This is a genomic window from Brevibacillus fluminis (assembly GCF_052072235.1).
Lineage (GTDB): Bacteria > Bacillota > Bacilli > Brevibacillales > Brevibacillaceae > Brevibacillus_D > Brevibacillus_D fluminis_A.
Window position 1 is genome coordinate 2,532,293 of record NZ_CM125436.1, and the last position, 17,950, is coordinate 2,550,242.

Annotated in this window: 15 protein-coding genes; 12 read left to right on the forward strand and 3 right to left on the reverse strand. The window is 50.4% G+C overall.

Features of this window, described 5'->3' with window-relative positions:
• Positions 1 to 22: 22 nt before the first annotated feature.
• On the reverse strand, positions 23 to 2,374 hold the full coding sequence (locus ACTID9_RS12500) for an ATP-binding protein (RefSeq protein ID WP_441071585.1): 2,352 nt from the start codon (positions 2,372 to 2,374) through the stop codon (positions 23 to 25).
• Positions 2,375 to 2,434: 60 nt separating this feature from the next.
• Between ACTID9_RS12500 and ACTID9_RS12505 the strand changes: the two genes are divergently transcribed.
• The 8 genes from ACTID9_RS12505 to ACTID9_RS12540 all read left to right on the forward strand — a co-directional run bounded on the left by ACTID9_RS12505 (position 2,435) and on the right by ACTID9_RS12540 (position 10,708).
• On the forward strand, positions 2,435 to 3,094 hold the full coding sequence (locus ACTID9_RS12505) for a response regulator (protein WP_441071586.1): 660 nt from the start codon (positions 2,435 to 2,437) through the stop codon (positions 3,092 to 3,094).
• A 206-nt stretch (positions 3,095 to 3,300) separates the two neighbouring features.
• Positions 3,301 to 4,350, forward strand: a complete 1,050-nt coding sequence (locus ACTID9_RS12510) for an LLM class flavin-dependent oxidoreductase (RefSeq protein ID WP_441071588.1) — start codon at positions 3,301 to 3,303, stop codon at positions 4,348 to 4,350.
• A gap of 102 nt (positions 4,351 to 4,452) precedes the next feature.
• A complete protein-coding gene (locus ACTID9_RS12515; RefSeq protein ID WP_441071590.1) occupies positions 4,453 to 4,857 on the forward strand; it encodes a hypothetical protein in 405 nt (134 codons plus the stop codon).
• A 40-nt stretch (positions 4,858 to 4,897) separates the two neighbouring features.
• Positions 4,898 to 5,530, forward strand: coding sequence for a Crp/Fnr family transcriptional regulator (locus tag ACTID9_RS12520; RefSeq protein WP_441071592.1), 633 nt, complete (start codon positions 4,898 to 4,900; stop codon positions 5,528 to 5,530).
• A 96-nt stretch (positions 5,531 to 5,626) separates the two neighbouring features.
• Entirely contained in the window at positions 5,627 to 7,204 is a 1,578-nt protein-coding gene (locus tag ACTID9_RS12525) for a phytoene desaturase family protein (protein ID WP_441071594.1), read from the forward strand.
• Positions 7,205 to 7,236: 32 nt separating this feature from the next.
• A complete protein-coding gene (locus ACTID9_RS12530; RefSeq protein ID WP_441071595.1) occupies positions 7,237 to 8,808 on the forward strand; it encodes a phytoene desaturase family protein in 1,572 nt (523 codons plus the stop codon).
• 62 nt (positions 8,809 to 8,870) lie between these two features.
• Positions 8,871 to 9,386, forward strand: a complete 516-nt coding sequence (locus ACTID9_RS12535; RefSeq protein ID WP_441071597.1) for a pyridoxamine 5'-phosphate oxidase — start codon at positions 8,871 to 8,873, stop codon at positions 9,384 to 9,386.
• A 158-nt stretch (positions 9,387 to 9,544) separates the two neighbouring features.
• Positions 9,545 to 10,708, forward strand: a complete 1,164-nt coding sequence (locus ACTID9_RS12540) for a sulfite reductase subunit alpha (protein ID WP_441071598.1) — start codon at positions 9,545 to 9,547, stop codon at positions 10,706 to 10,708.
• 67 nt (positions 10,709 to 10,775) lie between these two features.
• On the opposite strand, the gene ACTID9_RS12545 is transcribed toward ACTID9_RS12540, so the two are convergent.
• Complete coding sequence (locus tag ACTID9_RS12545; RefSeq protein ID WP_441071600.1) at positions 10,776 to 12,248, reverse strand: amidase; 1,473 nt, start codon at positions 12,246 to 12,248, stop codon at positions 10,776 to 10,778.
• 153 nt (positions 12,249 to 12,401) lie between these two features.
• Here ACTID9_RS12545 and ACTID9_RS12550 point away from each other — a divergent pair, with 153 nt between their 5' ends.
• A complete protein-coding gene (locus tag ACTID9_RS12550) occupies positions 12,402 to 13,493 on the forward strand; it encodes a LuxR C-terminal-related transcriptional regulator (protein WP_441071602.1) in 1,092 nt (363 codons plus the stop codon).
• A 94-nt stretch (positions 13,494 to 13,587) separates the two neighbouring features.
• On the opposite strand, the gene ACTID9_RS12555 is transcribed toward ACTID9_RS12550, so the two are convergent.
• Positions 13,588 to 14,514, reverse strand: a complete 927-nt coding sequence (locus ACTID9_RS12555; protein ID WP_441071604.1) for an aldo/keto reductase — start codon at positions 14,512 to 14,514, stop codon at positions 13,588 to 13,590.
• Positions 14,515 to 14,663: 149 nt separating this feature from the next.
• Here ACTID9_RS12555 and ACTID9_RS12560 point away from each other — a divergent pair, with 149 nt between their 5' ends.
• From ACTID9_RS12560 to ACTID9_RS12570, 3 genes are all read left to right on the forward strand, one after another.
• Positions 14,664 to 15,536, forward strand: a complete 873-nt coding sequence (locus ACTID9_RS12560) for a deoxyribonuclease IV (protein WP_441071606.1) — start codon at positions 14,664 to 14,666, stop codon at positions 15,534 to 15,536.
• Between the two features lie 143 nt (positions 15,537 to 15,679).
• Positions 15,680 to 16,294, forward strand: a complete 615-nt coding sequence (locus ACTID9_RS12565) for a PadR family transcriptional regulator (RefSeq protein WP_441071609.1) — start codon at positions 15,680 to 15,682, stop codon at positions 16,292 to 16,294.
• 115 nt (positions 16,295 to 16,409) lie between these two features.
• The gene (locus tag ACTID9_RS12570) at positions 16,410 to 17,909 is read left to right on the forward strand and encodes a long-chain-fatty-acid--CoA ligase (protein WP_441071610.1); all 1,500 of its coding nucleotides are present in this window, start codon (positions 16,410 to 16,412) and stop codon (positions 17,907 to 17,909) included.
• Positions 17,910 to 17,950: the final 41 nt, after the last annotated feature.

A 17,950-nucleotide genomic window follows, 5' to 3' on the forward strand; every position in this document is an offset into this window, starting at 1 on the left:
CTTTTTCCCCCTTGCTTATGAATTAGGAGGGTTGAAGCCCCCGCAAATATTCATGGACTCTCCCAAACTCTCGCTGAACGACCGATAGATGGGCGAGAACCTCTGTTTGACGATAATTGGGCTTGCAGTGCATTTCCTCCATTTGGGCAAGGAGTTCAACGAGACTGATGGCTCCGATAAATGCGCAACCTGATTTGGTAGAATGAAGGATTCGGGTAAAGAATGGCTGGTCCTTTTGTAAGATGGCCTCTTTCAGCTGGGCCAGGGCTTTCGTATTTTGCCGCTCAAAGGTTTGGAGAAAGGCATGCCATTTTTCCTGTCCATCTGGATGCGCACCACGGCGAAACAGATGAATCACTTTTTGCTCGTCGAACGGAACCTTGTGCGGAATCGTACCCGGCAACCATTTTTCCAGTATGGCCTGGAGCTGTTCGAAGGTAAACGGCTTGCTCAGGTAATCATCCATCCCTGCCTCGAGGCACAAGTCACGATCCTCGCGCATGGCATTGGCTGTCAGTGCGATAATCGGGACGTGCAGACCTGTGCTCAGTTCGCTTTGCCGGATTCGCCGGGTCGCCTCAAAGCCGTTCATCTCGGGCATCTGGCAGTCCATAAAAATCAGGTCGTAACGGTGCTTGGCTGCGTATCCGAGAGCTTCCAGACCGTTTTTAGCCAGATGAGGGTGGAGGCCAAGCTGTTTTAATTGGAGCGTGACGATTTCCGCATTGATTTCGTTATCTTCCGTGAGTAATAGTTGAAAATTGGCTTTGTCCGCCCATGCATTCCCTGGCTGCGGTTCTTCCGGCCAATGCGGGAGCTGGTGTGTCTGCTTCTTTTGGTCACTCAGCAGGTAGAGCAGCTGAGACTGTTTGATCGGTCTGGATAAATAGCTGTCAAAGAGAATCGGTTGGGCAGAAGCGGGCTTGGTCTCTTTTGCAAAAGGAAGAGAGGGATGAATTTTTATTATTTTCAAATTTTTCGAACGATTGATCGTTGCGTATAATGGAAGAAGATCATTCTCTTCACAATCGACGATAAGGAAATCATAAGGCATGCGCTTGCTTGGCAAAAACAAGCTGGCGGTTTGCTCCACGTTTTGCGCATAGTTGCTCTGCACCCCCAGGCTGGAGAGATACTCGCGGATATGCTCGTAATCTCTTGGATTATGTAGGATACATAAAATTCGCAGCTCGGGTGGGAGGGCAAACACCTGTCTGGACGCTGCCTGCTGATCCTGATCCTGCACCCTTTCAAGCGGGATTGTAAACGTAAAGGTAGCCCCTTTGTTGACCTCACTCTCAAACGAGATCTCGCCATCCATCAATTGCGCGATGTGTTTGCAAATCGACAAGCCCAGGCCTGTGCCGGCGAATTGGCGTGAAGCGGAGCCATCAATCTGGGTAAAAGGCTGAAACAGGCGATGTGCTTCTTCTTTCGGAATGCCAATTCCCGTGTCTCGCACCGAAAAGGAGAGAGTCGATGTCTGGGCAGTATCGGGATTGGCTGTCACTCGAATGGCGATTTCCCCTGAATGGGTGAACTTGATCGCGTTTCCGATCAGATTGAGCAGCACTTGACGGATTCGTCCGCTATCTCCCCGCCAAACAGGTGGGAGGGACGGGTCCACATACAAATAGAGCGGGAGTTGTTTGGCGGATGCTTTGGCCGCCATCAGCTCTACGGTGTCCTCCATCAATGCCTGGAGGTCAAAATCGATGATTTCCAACTGCATTTTACCCGCTTCCATTTTGGAGAAATCCAGGATGTCATTGATGATGGCCAGAAGGGAGTGGGCCGATGTCTTGACGATGTTGGCGTACCGTTGCTGTTCGTCGTTCAGCGGCGATTGTAACAGGAGATCGATCATCCCGATAATGCCATTCATGGGCGTGCGGATCTCGTGACTCATCGTAGACAAAAATTCCGACTTCAGCTGGGAAGACAACAACGCCTGGTCTCTGGCTTTTGCCAATTGCAGCTCCATCTTTTTGCGGTCGGAGATGTCAATGGCAGAGCCTACGACTTCTACAACCTCTCCATGCTCGATGATCGGGGAGAGGACGTTGTGAAACATCTTTCCGGCATACTCGAATTCATAGGTAACGGGTATCCCTTTGTACGCTTCCTTGTAAAATCGGGTCAGGTAGTCCGCTTTCTTAGCAGTGAAGACCTGGTGCAGCGTTTTTCCGAAGATCGTATCTGTAGTCAAACCAAGCTCTTCTGCAATTTTGCCCTCATACAAGGTATAGATGAAAACGCCATCTTCCCGCTTGGTATAAGTGAAGACTACGTTTTGCAGGTTTTGTAAGGTTTGTCTCATTTTGTTCTGGACTTGTGATGACAGGGTATCAGATTGCATTTGTCTGTTCTTCAAGCATCATGACCACCTTGCATGTTTTATGAACAAGTGTGCAAAAAAGAAAGGATGAATGAAATGAGCTGTACATCCAACCGATGCAAAGTGTTAATTGTGGATGATCATCCTACGGTGAGCTTCGGGACAAGATTGATTTTGGAAGGCGTCGAGAAATATGAGGTAGTCGGGGTCGCTGACCGGGGAGCATTAGCGGTCGAAATGTTTCGGCAATGTAACCCGCACGTCGTTCTCCTGGATTTGATGCTTCCCGATATGGAAGGAATCGAAGTAGCGAAAAGAATGAAGGAACACAACCCTGATGTCCACATCGTTATTTTCACCGGGATGAATTATCTTCCCATCCTGCAAAAACTGATTGCCATCGGGATCAGTGGCGTTCTAACCAAGGAAGCTACACCGGAACAGGTGATTCGCATGATTGCGGCTGTACAGGGCGGCGAAACGGTCATCCCGCTCAGCCTGTTTCGCCAGATCGATTTTCAGAAGACCAAGAGCAAGGCCAGTCCAAAAGATCAGCCGCTTACGGAAAAGGAAAGCTATATTTTAACGCGAGTGGGGCAAGGGTTTACCAACAAGCAGATCGCCAAAGAGCTGTACATGACCACACGTTCGATCGAATATTATTTAACTCATATTTATCAAAAACTGGATGTGAAATCAAGAGCAGAGGCGATCGAGAAGTACGGGAAAATCGGTGCAGCGCACACGGATACATAGCAAAGCTTACGTTGGATGATGGTGTACAGAACGCGTGGGAGCAAGCAATGCCGCGTGGAAATCGTAGAGAACCCGATCCAGTAGTGGGGGGAATCCCGAAGTTACGGGACTACACATATACATTTCGGGGATATGTCAAATATAGTAGAGAAGTAAACTGAATATACCAAATATTCGCTATTGCATGTACAAAGGAGAGTTGACGAATGAAATTTGGACTTTATTCCGAAATGCAGCTGTCAAACGGCAAAACCGAAAAGCAATTGTACGATGAAGTGATCAAGCAGATTATTCATGCGGATCAGGCAGGCTTTGATGTATACTCACTGATCGATCACCATCATTTCTCCAGGTTCTCCATCTCTGCCAATCCGCTGGCGGTCTATACGGCTGTGGCGCATCAGACACAGCATATTCGCTTCCGCACAGCCTTGCACATTTTGCCACAAGTAAACCCGCTGCGCATGGCTGGAGAAATTGCCGTTGCAGACATTTTGACGAATGGCCGGATCGAGGTCGGAGTAGGGCGCGGCCACGCTTGGGTATTTCCGGACGAGGGCATCGTGCCGATCGAAGAAGCCAAACCGAGATTTGAAGAGGCATTGGCGATTCTGGAGCAGGGATTGAGCAAAGGTTGCGTCAATTTCGAAGGCAAATACTATACAGCAAAAAACGTCGATATCGTACCAGGCCCATTGCAAGACAAAATGCCTTACTACACAGGTGGGACCAGCAACCATACTTACGAACAAGCTGGTATCAAGGGCTGGGGCATTTTTGTACCGCCATTGCTGCCATTGGAAAATCTCAAGGAACAGCTCAATATTTATCGCGACGCTTGCTACAAGCATGGCAATCAGCCGCAGGTTGTCTGGCTGCATGCGGTCTACATGGACGATGACGCAGCGCAAATTCGCAAGGAATCCGAACAGCACTTCAAAAACTTCCTCGCGGGAAACAGTGCGCCAACCATCGCCTTGCCAAACCGTGACCGCATGATCAATGGCGGCTTCAACTTCTACACCAAAGGCATTCTGGAGAAATTGGCAAGCATGACGTATGAGGAAATCACCGAGGGCGATGTGGTTTGGATCGGGACGCCAGAAGAAATCTGTGAAAAAGTGGAACGCGTGAAGCGTGAGGTAGAAGGCTTGACGGAGATCGATTTCTTGACCAATTACGGCGGAATGGATCATTGGAAAGTGATCAAGCAGCAAGAGCTGATCAGCAAGCAGGTGATGCCGAACTTCAAATAAGCGCAGGCTCCCGTACATGGCAACAAAGCGAAAGGGGTAATTTCTGAATTCAGGGATTACCCCTTTTCGTCCACGTTCTTTACCAAATTTTTCGGGGGAAGCATGATGAAAATATGGCAAAATTGTGAAGCAGTTAACATCCCCGCAAGCGAAATCGTGGTACTCTTTACCGAAACCGTTCTCTATGGTGAGTACCAAGGTGTCAGCAACGGAGGAGTTGAAATGGCGAATGCAGTTGAAGAAAAAATCCATTTGCCTGACATTTCGTTCTGCAAGGTATGCGAAACCGTGTACGGGGTAAATCGGGGGATCTACAACACCATTGATTCTTACTTCTATCAAAAGGGAAACAAGGATATCGTTGCCCGACGCCAAATGATCCTCTCTTTTCTGCAATCGATCGGGACCAGTCAGGCCAACCTGAACAAAAAATCGAGCTTCAAGTTCGGTCACGGGGGTCTGGTGAAGAAGCTGGACGCATTTACGAGCATGTGCAAGAAATACTAGCATTTCTTCATTCTTTCTAAATTAGGGGGGCATCTTATCAATGATTTTAAACCACAAGCACCAAGAACAGAGTGTATCCTGGCAGCCCTACCTCAAATATGGAGAAAGACAGTTCAAGAAACAGAAGGCGATTATTTATTCACAAGGCGAGGTAGGAAACGGTTTTTACTACTTGCATTCAGGGCTTGTCAAAATCATGACGGTGAAGCCGGAAGGAAACCGGAAAATACTCGATATTCATGGAGAAGGCAAACTGTTTGGGGAGCAGGCAATCGATCAGCTGGCTTACTTCTCCACGGCGGTAGCTGTCGAGAACACGGTCCTCTACTATTTTTCAAGAGAAGCGTTCAGGGAGATGGTGCAGGCCTGTCCGGATTTCCTTTCCTGTTTTATCGATTCCATTGCTCAAAAAATGAGGATATTAAGCGAAGACATTCTTTTGAAAGCGTTTACATCCGAGCAGTATATCGCGTATTCGCTCGCCAAGTTTTGCAGGACGTACCGCTCTGACAGAATCTCCATCACGCAGCAGGACATTGCAAACTGTACGGGATTGACGCGCATTACGGTGTACAAGATCCTGAAAAAATGGAAAGAGGATGATCTGATCGATATCCAAAATCGCATGATCGTGATCAAGGAACGCGAGAAGCTAAGCAGGTTGTATGTCTGAACCAAACGGATTTTTTGGTTATAAACCGCAGTTACCTTCTATGGTTCTGTACCGGTTGAAATATGCGCAGTACGTAATTGTCGATGAGGTGATGCTATGAATGATTCAGATTATATCGTCATTGGTTCAGGTCATAACGGGCTGACTTGTGCATTGAAGCTGGCGCAGGCCGGCCACAAGGTACTCGTGCTGGAACAGGCGGATCAAGCGGGCGGAGCGTCGAAAAGTGGAGAAGTAACGTTGCCAGGCTTCACGCATGACTTGTACGCAACGAATATCGGCCTGTTTCTCGGTTCGCAGATCTACCAGGAGATGAAGACAGAATTTCAGCAGAACGGTTTTGCTATTGCTGTGAGCGACCAGCCGTTTGCCAGCGTGTTTCCAGATGGGGATGGAATCGGCGTGTATACAGATGCACAAAAAACGATCGCGCAGTTTCAACGCCATTCTGGCAACGATGCCGATTCCTGGCAGGCGCTGCTGAAATTTTTTGATGAAACAGCCCCACATTTCTTGCCGCTGCTGCAAATGCCGCTGCCGTCCTGGCCCGCTGCGCGTCAGCTCTACCGGATGTGGAGAGCCCTCGGATTTGCCAAGACAGTGGAGCTAGGCAGCATGATCCTCAAAAGTCCGCGACAATTTGCGGAGTATTGGTTTGAGAACGAGAAGGTGCAATCGCTGTTCATCCCTTGGGCGTTCCACCTGGACTTTGGGCCCGATGTGTCTGGAGGGGCGCAATTTCCGTTTGTAGAACCGCCTTTGGATCATCGGAATGGCATGGCGATTGCCAAGGGCGGGATCAGCAACCTCATTCAAAGCATGGTCAAGACATTGGAAATGCGGGGAGGGCAGGTGCTGACCCGGCATCCGGTAGAAAAAGTGCTGGTCCAAAACAATCGGGCAGTCGGGGTGCAACTGGCGAACGGAAACAAGCTGCATGCGAGAAAAGCCGTGATTGGAAACATTACACCGACACAGCTGATCACCAGGCTGCTCGATCGAGAGACCCTTCCTTCGGCATATGTGGAGCGGTACCGAAAGTTCCGCTATGGACCCGGGACGATGATGATTCATTTGGCACTGGATGGCCCGCTCTCTTGGAATGCGGGTGAAGACTATGCCAAGTTTGCCTATGTGCATATCGGACCGTACGTGGAAGATGTAGCACGTACGTATTCAGATGCCTTGAACGGAGAGCTTCCTGCCAGTCCCTTGTTGGTAGTCGGGCAGCAAAGCGCCTTTGATCAGACACGAGCGCCAGCAGGGAAGCACACCTTGTGGGTACAGGTGCGCGCCCTCCCGGCCAAGCCGCGGCGAGATTCTTTACATGAAATCGGAATCGGCACCTGGGATCAGATGAAGGAAGCCTATGCGGATCGCGTGCTGAAAAAGCTGGAGGTCTATGCGCCAAATGTGACCCGGCAGATCATCGGCCGCACCGTCTATTCCCCACGCGATCTGGAAGTCGCCAACCCTAATCTGGTGGGCGGGGACAGTGTGTCGGGAAGCCACCATCTGGATCAAAACTTTTTGTTCCGACCCGTGCCAGGCTGGTCGCGTTACAAAACGCCAGTGGACGGGCTGTTTCTCATCGGGGCATCGACCTGGCCGGGTGGAGGCTTGAATGCAACTTCCGGCTATCTGCTGGCAAAGCAATTATTGAAAAAAGCTTGATTGGGCAGCAACGTATGCGTGGGGGGCAATGGATGAAACGATATGATTCAGTGATAATTGGCAGCGGGATCAACTCGCTGACGGCAGCGGCGATGCTGGCGAAAAGAGGCCAAAAGGTAGCGGTGCTGGAGAGAAACTCCTGGATTGGCGGCTGCATTCGCACGGACGAGATCACGCTGCCTGGCTTTAAGCATGATGTGTTCTCCGGGTGGCATCCGCTGTTTGTGACCGGGCCTGCTTACGGCGAGCTAAAGGACGAGCTTCACAAAAACGGGCTGGAGTACGTGAATACGGATGTGCCAACAGGTGTGATCCTGCCTGATCAGCGCAGCGCCGTGCTCTACAATAATCGCCAGAAGAACATCGAGCATTTCAACCGCCTGATGCCAGGTGATGGTGATCGGTATCACGAGGCGATGAAATATTTTGAAGCCAACTCCGAAATGATCTTTACGCTGTTCGGCAACGAGCCAATGTCCTGGGCCGCGATCCAGTCCGTGTTTACATCCTTTCGCAGCAAAGGGATAACGGAATTTACCCGCCACGTGGGCAGCATGGTTGCCCCTGCGCGAAAATGGCTGGACCTGCATTTTCAAAGCGATGCCATTAAAGCGCTGATCGCACCGTGGATTTTGCATACGGGAATCGGACCGGACGACGCGGCGGGCAGCATCATGGCCCAGCTGATCGTCTTTACGCTGGAAGCCGCGAGTATGCCGATTCCCAAAGGTGGGGGAAGCGAGCTGGTCAAGGCGATCATGAAAATCGTCACGGACAACGGCGGAGAATTTTTCACCAAGGCACAGGTGGAACAAATCCTGGTAGAAAACGGACGGGTCAAAGGGGTTCGCACACTGGACAAGACCGACTATCACGCGCAGTACGTGCTGGCAAATGTGACGCCGCAGCAGCTCTACGACAAGCTGCTCACACCGGATCAGGTACCGGCACAGGTGCGCAAGAACGCGCAAAATTATCAGTACGGGCGGGCTGATATGCAAATCCACTACGCATTGGACCGACCGCTCGACTGGAAGGACGAGGAATTGAGGCGGGCAGCAATCATTCACCTGACGGGCGGAATGAATGGAGTCAGCCAATCCGTCACAGAAGCCGCCAATGGTTTGCTGCCAAAAGCGGGAACGATCGTGCTGGGTCAGCACACTTCCTATGATCCGAGCCGTGCGCCGCAAGGACAACATACGCTGTGGATTCAATTGCAGGAGATGCCGCGCAATCTGGCAGGGGATGCCGCAGGACAGATCGATACAGCGGGCGGTTATACCGATCAGGTGGTCAATGCTTATGTAGAGCGGATCGAGGAACGAATCAGCCGGCATGTCACGCATTTCAAGGAATCGATTTTGAAGCGTGTCGCCATATCGCCTGTGGAATTGGAGCGATACAACCCCAATCTTGTAGGTGGAGATCCATACTCTGGCTCGTCGTCCGTGGATCAATTCCTGTTCTGGAGACCAGGTACAGGCTACAAGCGACATGAGACACCGATCAAAAACCTGTATCACATCGGTGCCTCCACGCATCCGGGGGCAGGTCTTGGCGGAACCTCCGGCTATTTGGCGGTGAAAGCGATGAAGGGCTGATCGAGGGAATAGAATGCAAAACCAGGTACAAAGGTTGAAATGACAAAGGGGGAAACGAAATAATGGCGAAATTGGAAACCAAACTCAAACCGGAAATTGTTGAATGGTTAAGAAACGAGTGCATCGTTTCATTAATTACGTCTGATGCAGAAACAAACTTGCCGAAACTAAGCGTAGTGTCTTGGGTATGGGCTACGGATGATGGAAAACAGGTGAAAATTGCTACAGGTCACAAAGGCAGTTCCATTGATAATATCAAAGCCAATCCAAATGTTGTGTTGGGTACGATCGGCCCTGAAACCTGTTATTCCATCAAGGGACAGGCTTCGGTTTCAGATATATTTGCCGGTACGATGAAATACAGAATCATTACGGTGGATGTTGAAGAAGTGGAAGACGTTATTTTTTATGGAGGAAAACTTACCGTATTGCCTGAATTCGAAAAAAATTATGATGCGAATCTGGCAAAAAAATTAGATCAAGAAGTGTATGAGTTGTTACATACGCATGAGAGGGAAGCCTGTACGAGAAGTGATTCGCGGGAAACCGTTGAGCGAGGAAATGAGAAGCAAGAATAGGGAAAGAGGAATGGATGCTCTGACCGTTATGGCGGCCAGAGCATTTTGATCTTCAAAATGAAAAGGAAATGCCCGCTGGAGTATTTTAGCACAGGAATTCGAGTTTTTAGGATGACTGTATTATAATAGGGATATACTACAATTTGAGGTGAATATTTGTGCAAAGTACGACTGTCGACAATAAGGTGCAACCAACTTTTTCACGATTACATCCGTTTCAAGCGAAAGTTCTTAAAAATGTGAATTTAAATGGAGCTGGATCGAACAAAGAAACAAGACATATCGAGTTATCCTTGCAAGGATCAGGCCTCTCCTATGTTCCTGGTGATGCCCTTGGGATGATCCCTGAAAATGACCCCGAATTAGTTGCTGCTTTGCTGGAAGAAATGAACTGGGATCCGGAAGTTCCCGTTATCATCTCGAAACAGGGCGATACCCTCCCGCTGAAGGAAGCCCTCACAACACACTTTGAAATCACGTTACTGACGAAAAAAATTGTCGTGCAGGCGGCGGAATTGTCAGAAAACGAGGAGCTGCGCAAGCTTGCATCAGAAGAGAACGTAAATCAACTGAAAGAATATATCGATGGACGAGATTTGTTGGATTTATTGCGTGATTTTGGTCCGTGGAAAGCATCCGCACAAGAAATCGTCTCTTTATTAAGAAAAATGCCACCACGCCTCTATTCCATTGCAAGCAGCCTGACTGCTCATCCTGACGAAGTACATTTGACCATCGGTGCTGTTCGATACGAATCACACGGACGCGCACGCAAAGGGGTATGTTCCATTTTATGTGCGGAACGACTGCCTGAAGGGGACACGATTCCCGTCTTTATTCAGCCCAACAAACATTTTCGTTTGCCAGAGTCGCAGGACAAAGATATCATCATGGTTGGTCCAGGGACAGGCATTGCGCCATTCCGTTCCTTTATCCAGGAGCGTGTCGCGACTAATGCAGCTGGCAGATCATGGCTCTTCTTTGGCGACCAGCATTCCGCTACCGATTTCCTTTATCAGGACGAATTCGAACAATATCAAAAAGATGGGGGACTGACCCGAGTAACGACTGCGTTCTCCCGTGATACGGCCCAAAAAGTATATGTACAACACAAAATGCTGGAAAACAGCAAAGAATTGTTTGACTGGCTCGAAAAGGGAGCGTACTTCTACGTTTGCGGAGACAAGCAATATATGGCGAAGGATGTCCATAACGCGTTGATTGACATCATTGAAAAAGAAGGCGGAATGACGCGCGAAGCAGCTGAAGCCTATCTCAACGATTTGCAAGAGCAAGGGCGTTACCAACGTGATGTGTATTAATCCGAGTGCGGAAAGGATGAGGGCGTACGAACGCTCTCATCCTTTTTTGGCAGATGCAAATGCAGTTTCATGCTTGACTACAAGATTGAACATGAATAGAAGGACGTTTGATTTTCCATGGACGTGCTTCCTCCAATTGAGCAGCTAGTTGTAACAGTGTGGCTTCATCTGCAAATCGGCCGATGAATTGCATTCCAATCGGCATATTGTCGGTACTCCAGCCTAACGGGAGGGAAATAGCAGGTTGGCCGGTCGTGTTGCAGATATTGGTGAATGGTGCATACGTAAAAATTTGTTCCGTCCATTGGCGTGCATCGATCCCGGGGGCATTTGCATTCAGGATACCAAGCGGCAGTGGGGGTTGAGAAAGAGTCGGCGTGAGCAAAACATCATATTCCTCGAAAAAGCTTCCAACTGCTCGCGAAATCATTGTTCTGATATCGACAGCTTCCAAATACTCGGTAGCTGTCATGGATTTGCCGTATTGATAGCAAGCCCAGCTTGATGTTTCCAGGTTGTCCTTTGAAGGCGTACGGTTCATATATTTTGCGATCCCATCCATCATATTGGCAAGCCCTGCGGTCCAAAAACGGAGGGTAGCCAATGCGTGAAGCTCATGGTTGACTTGAGGGGAAGCTTCCACGACTTCATGGCCAAACTCTTCGCATAGCTTCACGGTATCCTGAAGCACTCGCTTGCATTCTGGATCAATCGCGGCTCCCGAAAAGGGCTTTTCCATCCAAGCGATCCGTAGCTTCCCGGGAGGTCTAAGGGAGTCTTCAGCGTATGGCCGGCCCGGTCTTTCAGCCCAAGCATAACAACCTGCATCAGGACCGGATACAGCATCCAGTAAAGCGGCGGTATCTCGCACGGTACGCGTGATGGCAAATTCAATCGCCAAACCGCTTAAGAGTTCTCCATAATCGGGGCCGGTAGGAATCCTTCCTCGAGTTGGTTTCAGTCCGACAAGTCCGCAGCACGACGCCGGGATCCGCAAAGACCCGCCCCCATCATTGCCGTGGGCAAGAGGGACCATGCCCGATGCAATCGCCGCAGATGAACCTCCACTGGAACCACCTGGGCTTCTTTCCGGATTCCATGGATTTCTCGTTGGGCCAAAAAAGATAGACTCTGTCGTTGCGTTATAACCGAATTCTGGCGTTGTGGTTGTGCCGACGGTGACCAATCCAGCCTTGCGAAAGCGTGCCATTAGCTCGGTATCATACGGCACGACCATGCCCTCTGCGAGACGGCTTCCGTAATTGGACGGAATATTGGCGGCGTGGAGTGCCATTTCCTTGATCAGAAACGGAACCCCTGTAAAAGGACCGTCCGGCAAGCGGTCGATTTCTTGTTCGGCTTCCTTGGATAGGAGCGTATGCACGGCATGCAAAGAAGGGTTTACCAGTTCGATCGCCTGGATGGCAGCCTGCAGCAGTTCTTTGGGAGAAACCTCTTTTTTCCTGACTAATTCAGCGAGACCCAGCCCATCGTAGTTTGAATATTCGGTTAATAACATGTGTATTTCCTCCTCTACCATCGTGATGGCTCCATTATTCCAGAAGAAGCAGAATGCCGTAAATTACCCAATCGGGTCATTTTTCATCATTCTACAGATGGTTTGTAGAGAACAAATATACTATAATCATGTCAAATCAAAAACATCGCCCGTGTGCAAGTGGAGGTGGAAACGATGTGTGCGCTTTCCCTCGCAGATTACCGGAATGTCCAACGATTTATTGCGGAAATTACCGCTACCGCCGAATTCTCACGCGATCGTGTGTTACATTCGCTGTCCACTATTTTTGGCTACCACAAATGTGTTTTTTGGAAAGTCGATGAGAGCGGACGACTGAACCAGCCTGCCGCATTGAACATCGATCATCGAGCGATTGAGCTTTATTTGCTGCATTTCCGTCAACGTGACATTTTGTCCCCCAATCGCATTCCACACCGTTGTTCCCACCATAAGGTGCTTCGGACAAAAGACGTCATCGCCAGAAAAGACTATGAGAAGACGGAATATTATAAATGTTTGATGCAGCCATTTGAAATGTACCATGAACTGGGCGTTTACCTTACGGATGGAAACAAAACGGTTGGCGTAATCGGTTTAACGCGATCAAAAGGCGAGAAGGATTTCAGCGCTCTCGATATTCTTCGCCTGGAAACCATTTCGAGATATATTTCCAGCGCGTTCGTTCAACATTCTCTTCATGCAGAAATCGTACATAAGCAAAAACTGTTGGCATCATTCGTAGATCGGTCCACACATGGAATCGTGTTTTTTGACACGAGCTTTCATATCCATTACGCCAATCCAGCCGCAACGCAGCTTTCTGAGGAGTGGCTGGCAAGTACGACTGAAAAAGGAGGCGATTCCGTTGGCCGTTTCATTCAATGTGTCGTACAAGGAATGGATTGGGAGTGTGGAATTGAGAAGACGATCGAACTTCCATGTAACCGTGCCCTCTCTTTGCAGATTGCACCATATATCGGAATGGAAGCAAATGCTCTCCATCCAAACCTGTATATTGCTCAAATGAAACCACACTTTCTGAAACCGAAATGGACGGAAGAGATGGTAGAGGCAAAGTCATTAACGCAAAAAGAAAGAGAAGTCTTGGCATGCGTCTCCAAAGGCCTTACCAATCCGGAAATTGCAAATGAATTGTTTATCAGCGTTAATACGGTTAAACGGCACTTGCAAAGCATTTACCGGAAAATAGGGGTAACGAATCGAACGCAATTATGTTATCAACTAAAAAGCTATACGACCACATGAAAAAGAGCGGAATTCTCTCCGCTCTTTTTATCATGACTCTTTCAATGGGTTCCGGTGAAGCTTGGATAACTCGCCACGGGGTCTTTTTCGTTGTCTATGGCACAATATTCCCTGCCGCCTTATAAAGCCGATACCATTCCTCTCGGGTCAACGGCAGTTCGGAACCTTTGCAGGCATCTTTTATCCGCTGCGGATTTGTCGTGCCGAGCACCACGTGGATATTGGCCGGATGGCGCGTGATCCATGCGGTCGCGATGGCCGTGTCCGCGACGGCATACGTTTCGGCGATGCTTTGAATCGCTTGGTTCAGCTCCGGGAATTTTTCGAAATTCCCGAGAAAAGGTCCTTCAAAGCTTCCATGCTGAAACGGCGACCATGCTTGCATCGATATGTCATGCAGACGGCAGTAATCCAGCAGGCTGCTGTCGCGGTTGATCGACTGGTCGATCCCCATGTTCAATGCGATGCCAGAGTCGATGGCGGGCGTATGCGCGATGCTGAATTGGAATTGGTTCGCGACGATTTTGTGGGGGATGTATTTTTGCAAAAGCTCGATTTGCGCCGGATTGTGGTTGGATACGCCAAAATACCGCACTTTTCCGCTGCGATGGAGGACATCGAACGCCTCTGCAACCTCTGTTGGCTCCACCAATGGATCGGGGCGATGGAGGAGAAGAATATCCAGATAGTCGGTGTTGAGTCGCTGCAAAATGCCGTCGACCGATCGAACAATATGTTCTTTTGAAAAGTCGTAGTAGTTTTCTTTCGACCGAATCCCGCATTTGCTTTGCAATATCATCTTTTCGCGAATGCCCGGATTCATTTGGACCGCTTCTGCAAACAGCTCCTCACACCGGCCTTGGCCGTAAATGTCGGCATGATCGAAGAAATTGATCCCTTCGTCCATGGCGGTGCGAATCAGCGTTTCTGCTTCACGCCGTGAAAGTTGGACGAGCCGCATGTTGCCCATAATCAGGTTGGAAACAGTAAGGTCGGTATGGTTCAATCGGAAGTATTTCAATCGGAATTCCTCCTCTGCGCATCGTTATCAGTAGAATAACACCGGGCGCCTGCCCATGTTAATAGGGAGAAAACGTTCGCCCCGCATACTTGCAACAGGGGAGGGAAAAATGAACCAAACAGCTGCACGATTGGGTAGGGGGATGAAAGATGAAAATTGGCAGCCATGTGAGCACGAGAAACGGGTATTTGGGGGCAGCCCAGCAGACTGTCCGTCTGGGGGGGAAGTCGTTTCAGTATTTCCCCAAAAACCCGCGCAGCTTGACGGTGAAGCCGTTTGATCACCAGGATGCGAACAACTGCGCTCGTTTTTGCCGAGAGCATGGTCTGGTCTCGATCGCCCACTCGGCTTACCCTACCAATTTATCGGAGGCTGACGAGGCGATGCGGCGCGTGATGATGGCATCCATCGCGAACGATCTGGAGATTGCGGAAGCGTGCGGATCGATCGGGGTTGTCGTTCATTTTGGCAAATACAAAGGGGCCGACCCGCTGGCAGGGTATACGCTGATGATCAATATGTTGAATCAACTGTTACGCGATTGGGAAGGCTCCGCCCTCGTGTTGCTTGAAAACAATGCCGGGCAAGGCGCAAAAATGGGGATCACGTTCGAAGAGCTTGTCCAAATCCGCAAGCTTTCCGCGTATCCGGAGAAGATCGGGTTTTGCCTCGATACGTGCCACGCATTTGTCAGCGGGCTATGGAACGGAAGCAATTGGCCGGCGCTCGTGGAAAAAGGGACGGAGTTGGACTACTTCCCCCACTTGAAGGCGGTGCATTTGAACGATTCCATGCATGAGACCAGCTCGTACCGCGATCGCCACGCGAACGTCGGCAAAGGGTACATCGGGGAAGCGAGCATGCGGGAGTTTTTGCAATCACCGGTGATCCGGGAGCTGCCGGTGATTTTGGAGACGCCCAGTTCGGCTTCGTATACGCATCAAGAGGAGATTGCCTACGTCCAGGCACTGGCAGAAGCGAAAAACGAGGGTAGTGCCAAAAAGGGAAGGCAGCGGCGGTAGGGTGGTGCGATCATCAGCCAGATGTGACGGCTGCTCGTTTATTTTATTTGAATTTTCACCAAAATCACACATTGACACCGCGTCATTCGACATCTACAATACATAAAAAAGATATATATAGTTTCGATATAAGGGGGGAGCGAATGCCGAGGGAGAACAAGAGCCGGTACGCGGTGCTGGGGATGTTGAGCGTCCATTCGATGTCCGGCTATGACATTAAGAAGCAAATCGAAAAAGGGATCGGCAACTTCTGGAGTGAAGGCTATGCGCAAATTTATCCGATTTTAAAGCAGCTGGAGGAAGAAGGGCTGGCGATCTGTGAAGTGGAGCGGCAGGAAGGGAAGCCGGATCGCAAAGTGTACACCATCACCGAAACAGGCAGAGCGGTATTCATGCGATGGCTGACCGAACCGATCGGCCAGTATCCGATGCGCATCGAGGTGCTGCTCAAGCTGTTTTTTGCCCATCATGCCGATCCAGCCATCAGCATCCAGCATGTGAAACGGTTTCAACAGGAAATGGAAAAAACGTTTGCAGATTATAAAGCCCAGGAGCGGGAAGGGGAAGCGCTGATGAAGGAGGGGGGCGAACGCGCGCGCTATCAACGGATGGCCATCCGGTTTGGGCTCTATTACAGCGAAGCGCTGTTGGCATGGTGTGAGGAGACGATTACCGAGCTGAAACGGATGGAAGATAGACAGGGCGAAGCTGGTTGCAAACGCACGCTGTATTCTGAAATTTCAAAATCAACCGAGTGATACCGTCAAGATGCACCCTTTCCGGAAGGCAGCACGATTGAAACAGCACTGATTACATAGTGTGCGCGGTTGTTTGCCGCACAAATCGTACCGTATGATGAGGAGGAATTGGCACATGGCTTGGATTTTGAATGAGAATCTCAAAAACGCCGCGAAACAATACCCGCAGCAGACAGCCTGTCTGTTTGACGGCCAGCGTACCTCGTATGAACAGCTTGATCTCTTTGCCGATCGGTTCGCCTCCGCACTCGCCAAACAAGGAATTGGAAAAGGCGACACAGTGGCGCTGCTGCTCGATAACTGCTTACAATTCGTCATCGCTTACTACGGCATCCTCCGCACAGGCGCAGCGGTGGTTCCGATGAACCCGATCTATACGGCGAGGGAGATCGCCTATATCCTCACGAACAGCCAGGCAAAAGCCGCAATTGCAGGCCCGGCCGCAAGCAAAATTTTGGCTGACTGGAAGCAGCAGAGCGGTACGCTGGAGCTGGTGATAGAGACGGAGGCCGCCCAAGGCGAATGGTCATTCGAGCAGTTCATGCAGGAAGGAAGCGAATCGTTTGAAAGCGCTTCCGCTACGGAGGACGATCTCGCGGTTATTTTGTATACATCCGGCACGACGGGCGATCCAAAAGGCGCGATGCTGACGCACCGGAACTTGGCTTCGAATGCGGAGGCAGTTTGCCAGCTGTTCGATTTGACGCATACGGATCGGGTTGTGGTGGTTCTGCCCGTTTTTCATGTATTCAGCATGACAACCTGCATGAACGCATCCATTGCATGCGGTGCCACGATGCTGATGCTGCCCAGGTTCAGCCCGGCGGCCGTCGTGGACATGATCCGCGATGAAAAGGCGACGGTCTTTTGCGGCGTTCCCACGATGTACAGCTTTATGCTGCAGCTCCCGCAGGCGACGGCCGATGATTTCCGTTCGCTGCGCCTGTGTGTGTCCGGAGGAGCGGCGATGCCGGTCGAGCTTCTGAAAAAATTTGAAGACAAGTACAAGACGCCGATTCTGGAAGGGTACGGGCTGTCCGAGTCGTCACCGGTGGCCGCATTCCATACGCTGACCGGGGTGCGCAAGCCAGGTTCGATCGGAGTGGCAATACCCGGCGTCAAAATCCGCGTCGTCGATCAGGATGGCCGCGACGTCCCGACGGGTGAGGTCGGCGAACTGATCATCTACGGCCCTGGCGTGATGAAAGGATACTTGGGAATGCCGGAAGCGACGGCAGCGGCGATCAAGGATGGCTGGCTGTACACAGGCGATATGGCGACGATGGATGAGGACGGGTTCCTGTTTATCGTCGACCGGAAAAAAGACATCATTTTGGTCGGCGGCTATAACGTGTACCCGCGTGAGGTGGAGGAGGTTTTGTATCAGCATCCCGCTGTGGTGGAAGCGGCTGTGATCGGCCTGCCGGATCAGGAGTATGGCGAGATTGTCAAGGCGTTCATCGTGAAGCAGGATGAACAGCTGACGGACCGCGAGATCATGGAATTTTGCCAAGACAAGCTGGCCAAATACAAGCTGCCGAGACAAATCGAGTTTTTGCCCGAGCTGCCCAAAAATCGGACGGGGAAAATTTTGCGCCGAGCATTGCGGAGCTAGAGCGGCAGGCTGTGAGCGGGCTGGCAGCCTTTGGCAAGAGC

What these genes read in the sequence shown, in the direction of transcription:
- ACTID9_RS12505 (WP_441071586.1), top strand. Translation starts at nt 2,435, where the DNA reads ATGAGCTGTACATCCAACCGATGCAAAGTGTTAATTGTGGATGATCAT.
- ACTID9_RS12510 (WP_441071588.1), top strand. Translation starts at nt 3,301, where the DNA reads ATGAAATTTGGACTTTATTCCGAAATGCAGCTGTCAAACGGCAAAACC.
- ACTID9_RS12515 (WP_441071590.1), top strand. Translation starts at nt 4,453, where the DNA reads ATGATGAAAATATGGCAAAATTGTGAAGCAGTTAACATCCCCGCAAGC.
- ACTID9_RS12520 (WP_441071592.1), top strand. Translation starts at nt 4,898, where the DNA reads ATGATTTTAAACCACAAGCACCAAGAACAGAGTGTATCCTGGCAGCCC.
- ACTID9_RS12525 (WP_441071594.1), top strand. Translation starts at nt 5,627, where the DNA reads ATGAATGATTCAGATTATATCGTCATTGGTTCAGGTCATAACGGGCTG.
- ACTID9_RS12530 (WP_441071595.1), top strand. Translation starts at nt 7,237, where the DNA reads ATGAAACGATATGATTCAGTGATAATTGGCAGCGGGATCAACTCGCTG.
- ACTID9_RS12535 (WP_441071597.1), top strand. Translation starts at nt 8,871, where the DNA reads ATGGCGAAATTGGAAACCAAACTCAAACCGGAAATTGTTGAATGGTTA.
- ACTID9_RS12545 (WP_441071600.1), bottom strand. Translation starts at nt 12,248, where the DNA reads ATGGTAGAGGAGGAAATACACATGTTATTAACCGAATATTCAAACTAC.
- ACTID9_RS12550 (WP_441071602.1), top strand. Translation starts at nt 12,402, where the DNA reads ATGTGTGCGCTTTCCCTCGCAGATTACCGGAATGTCCAACGATTTATT.
- ACTID9_RS12560 (WP_441071606.1), top strand. Translation starts at nt 14,664, where the DNA reads ATGAAAATTGGCAGCCATGTGAGCACGAGAAACGGGTATTTGGGGGCA.
- ACTID9_RS12565 (WP_441071609.1), top strand. Translation starts at nt 15,680, where the DNA reads ATGCCGAGGGAGAACAAGAGCCGGTACGCGGTGCTGGGGATGTTGAGC.
- ACTID9_RS12570 (WP_441071610.1), top strand. Translation starts at nt 16,410, where the DNA reads ATGGCTTGGATTTTGAATGAGAATCTCAAAAACGCCGCGAAACAATAC.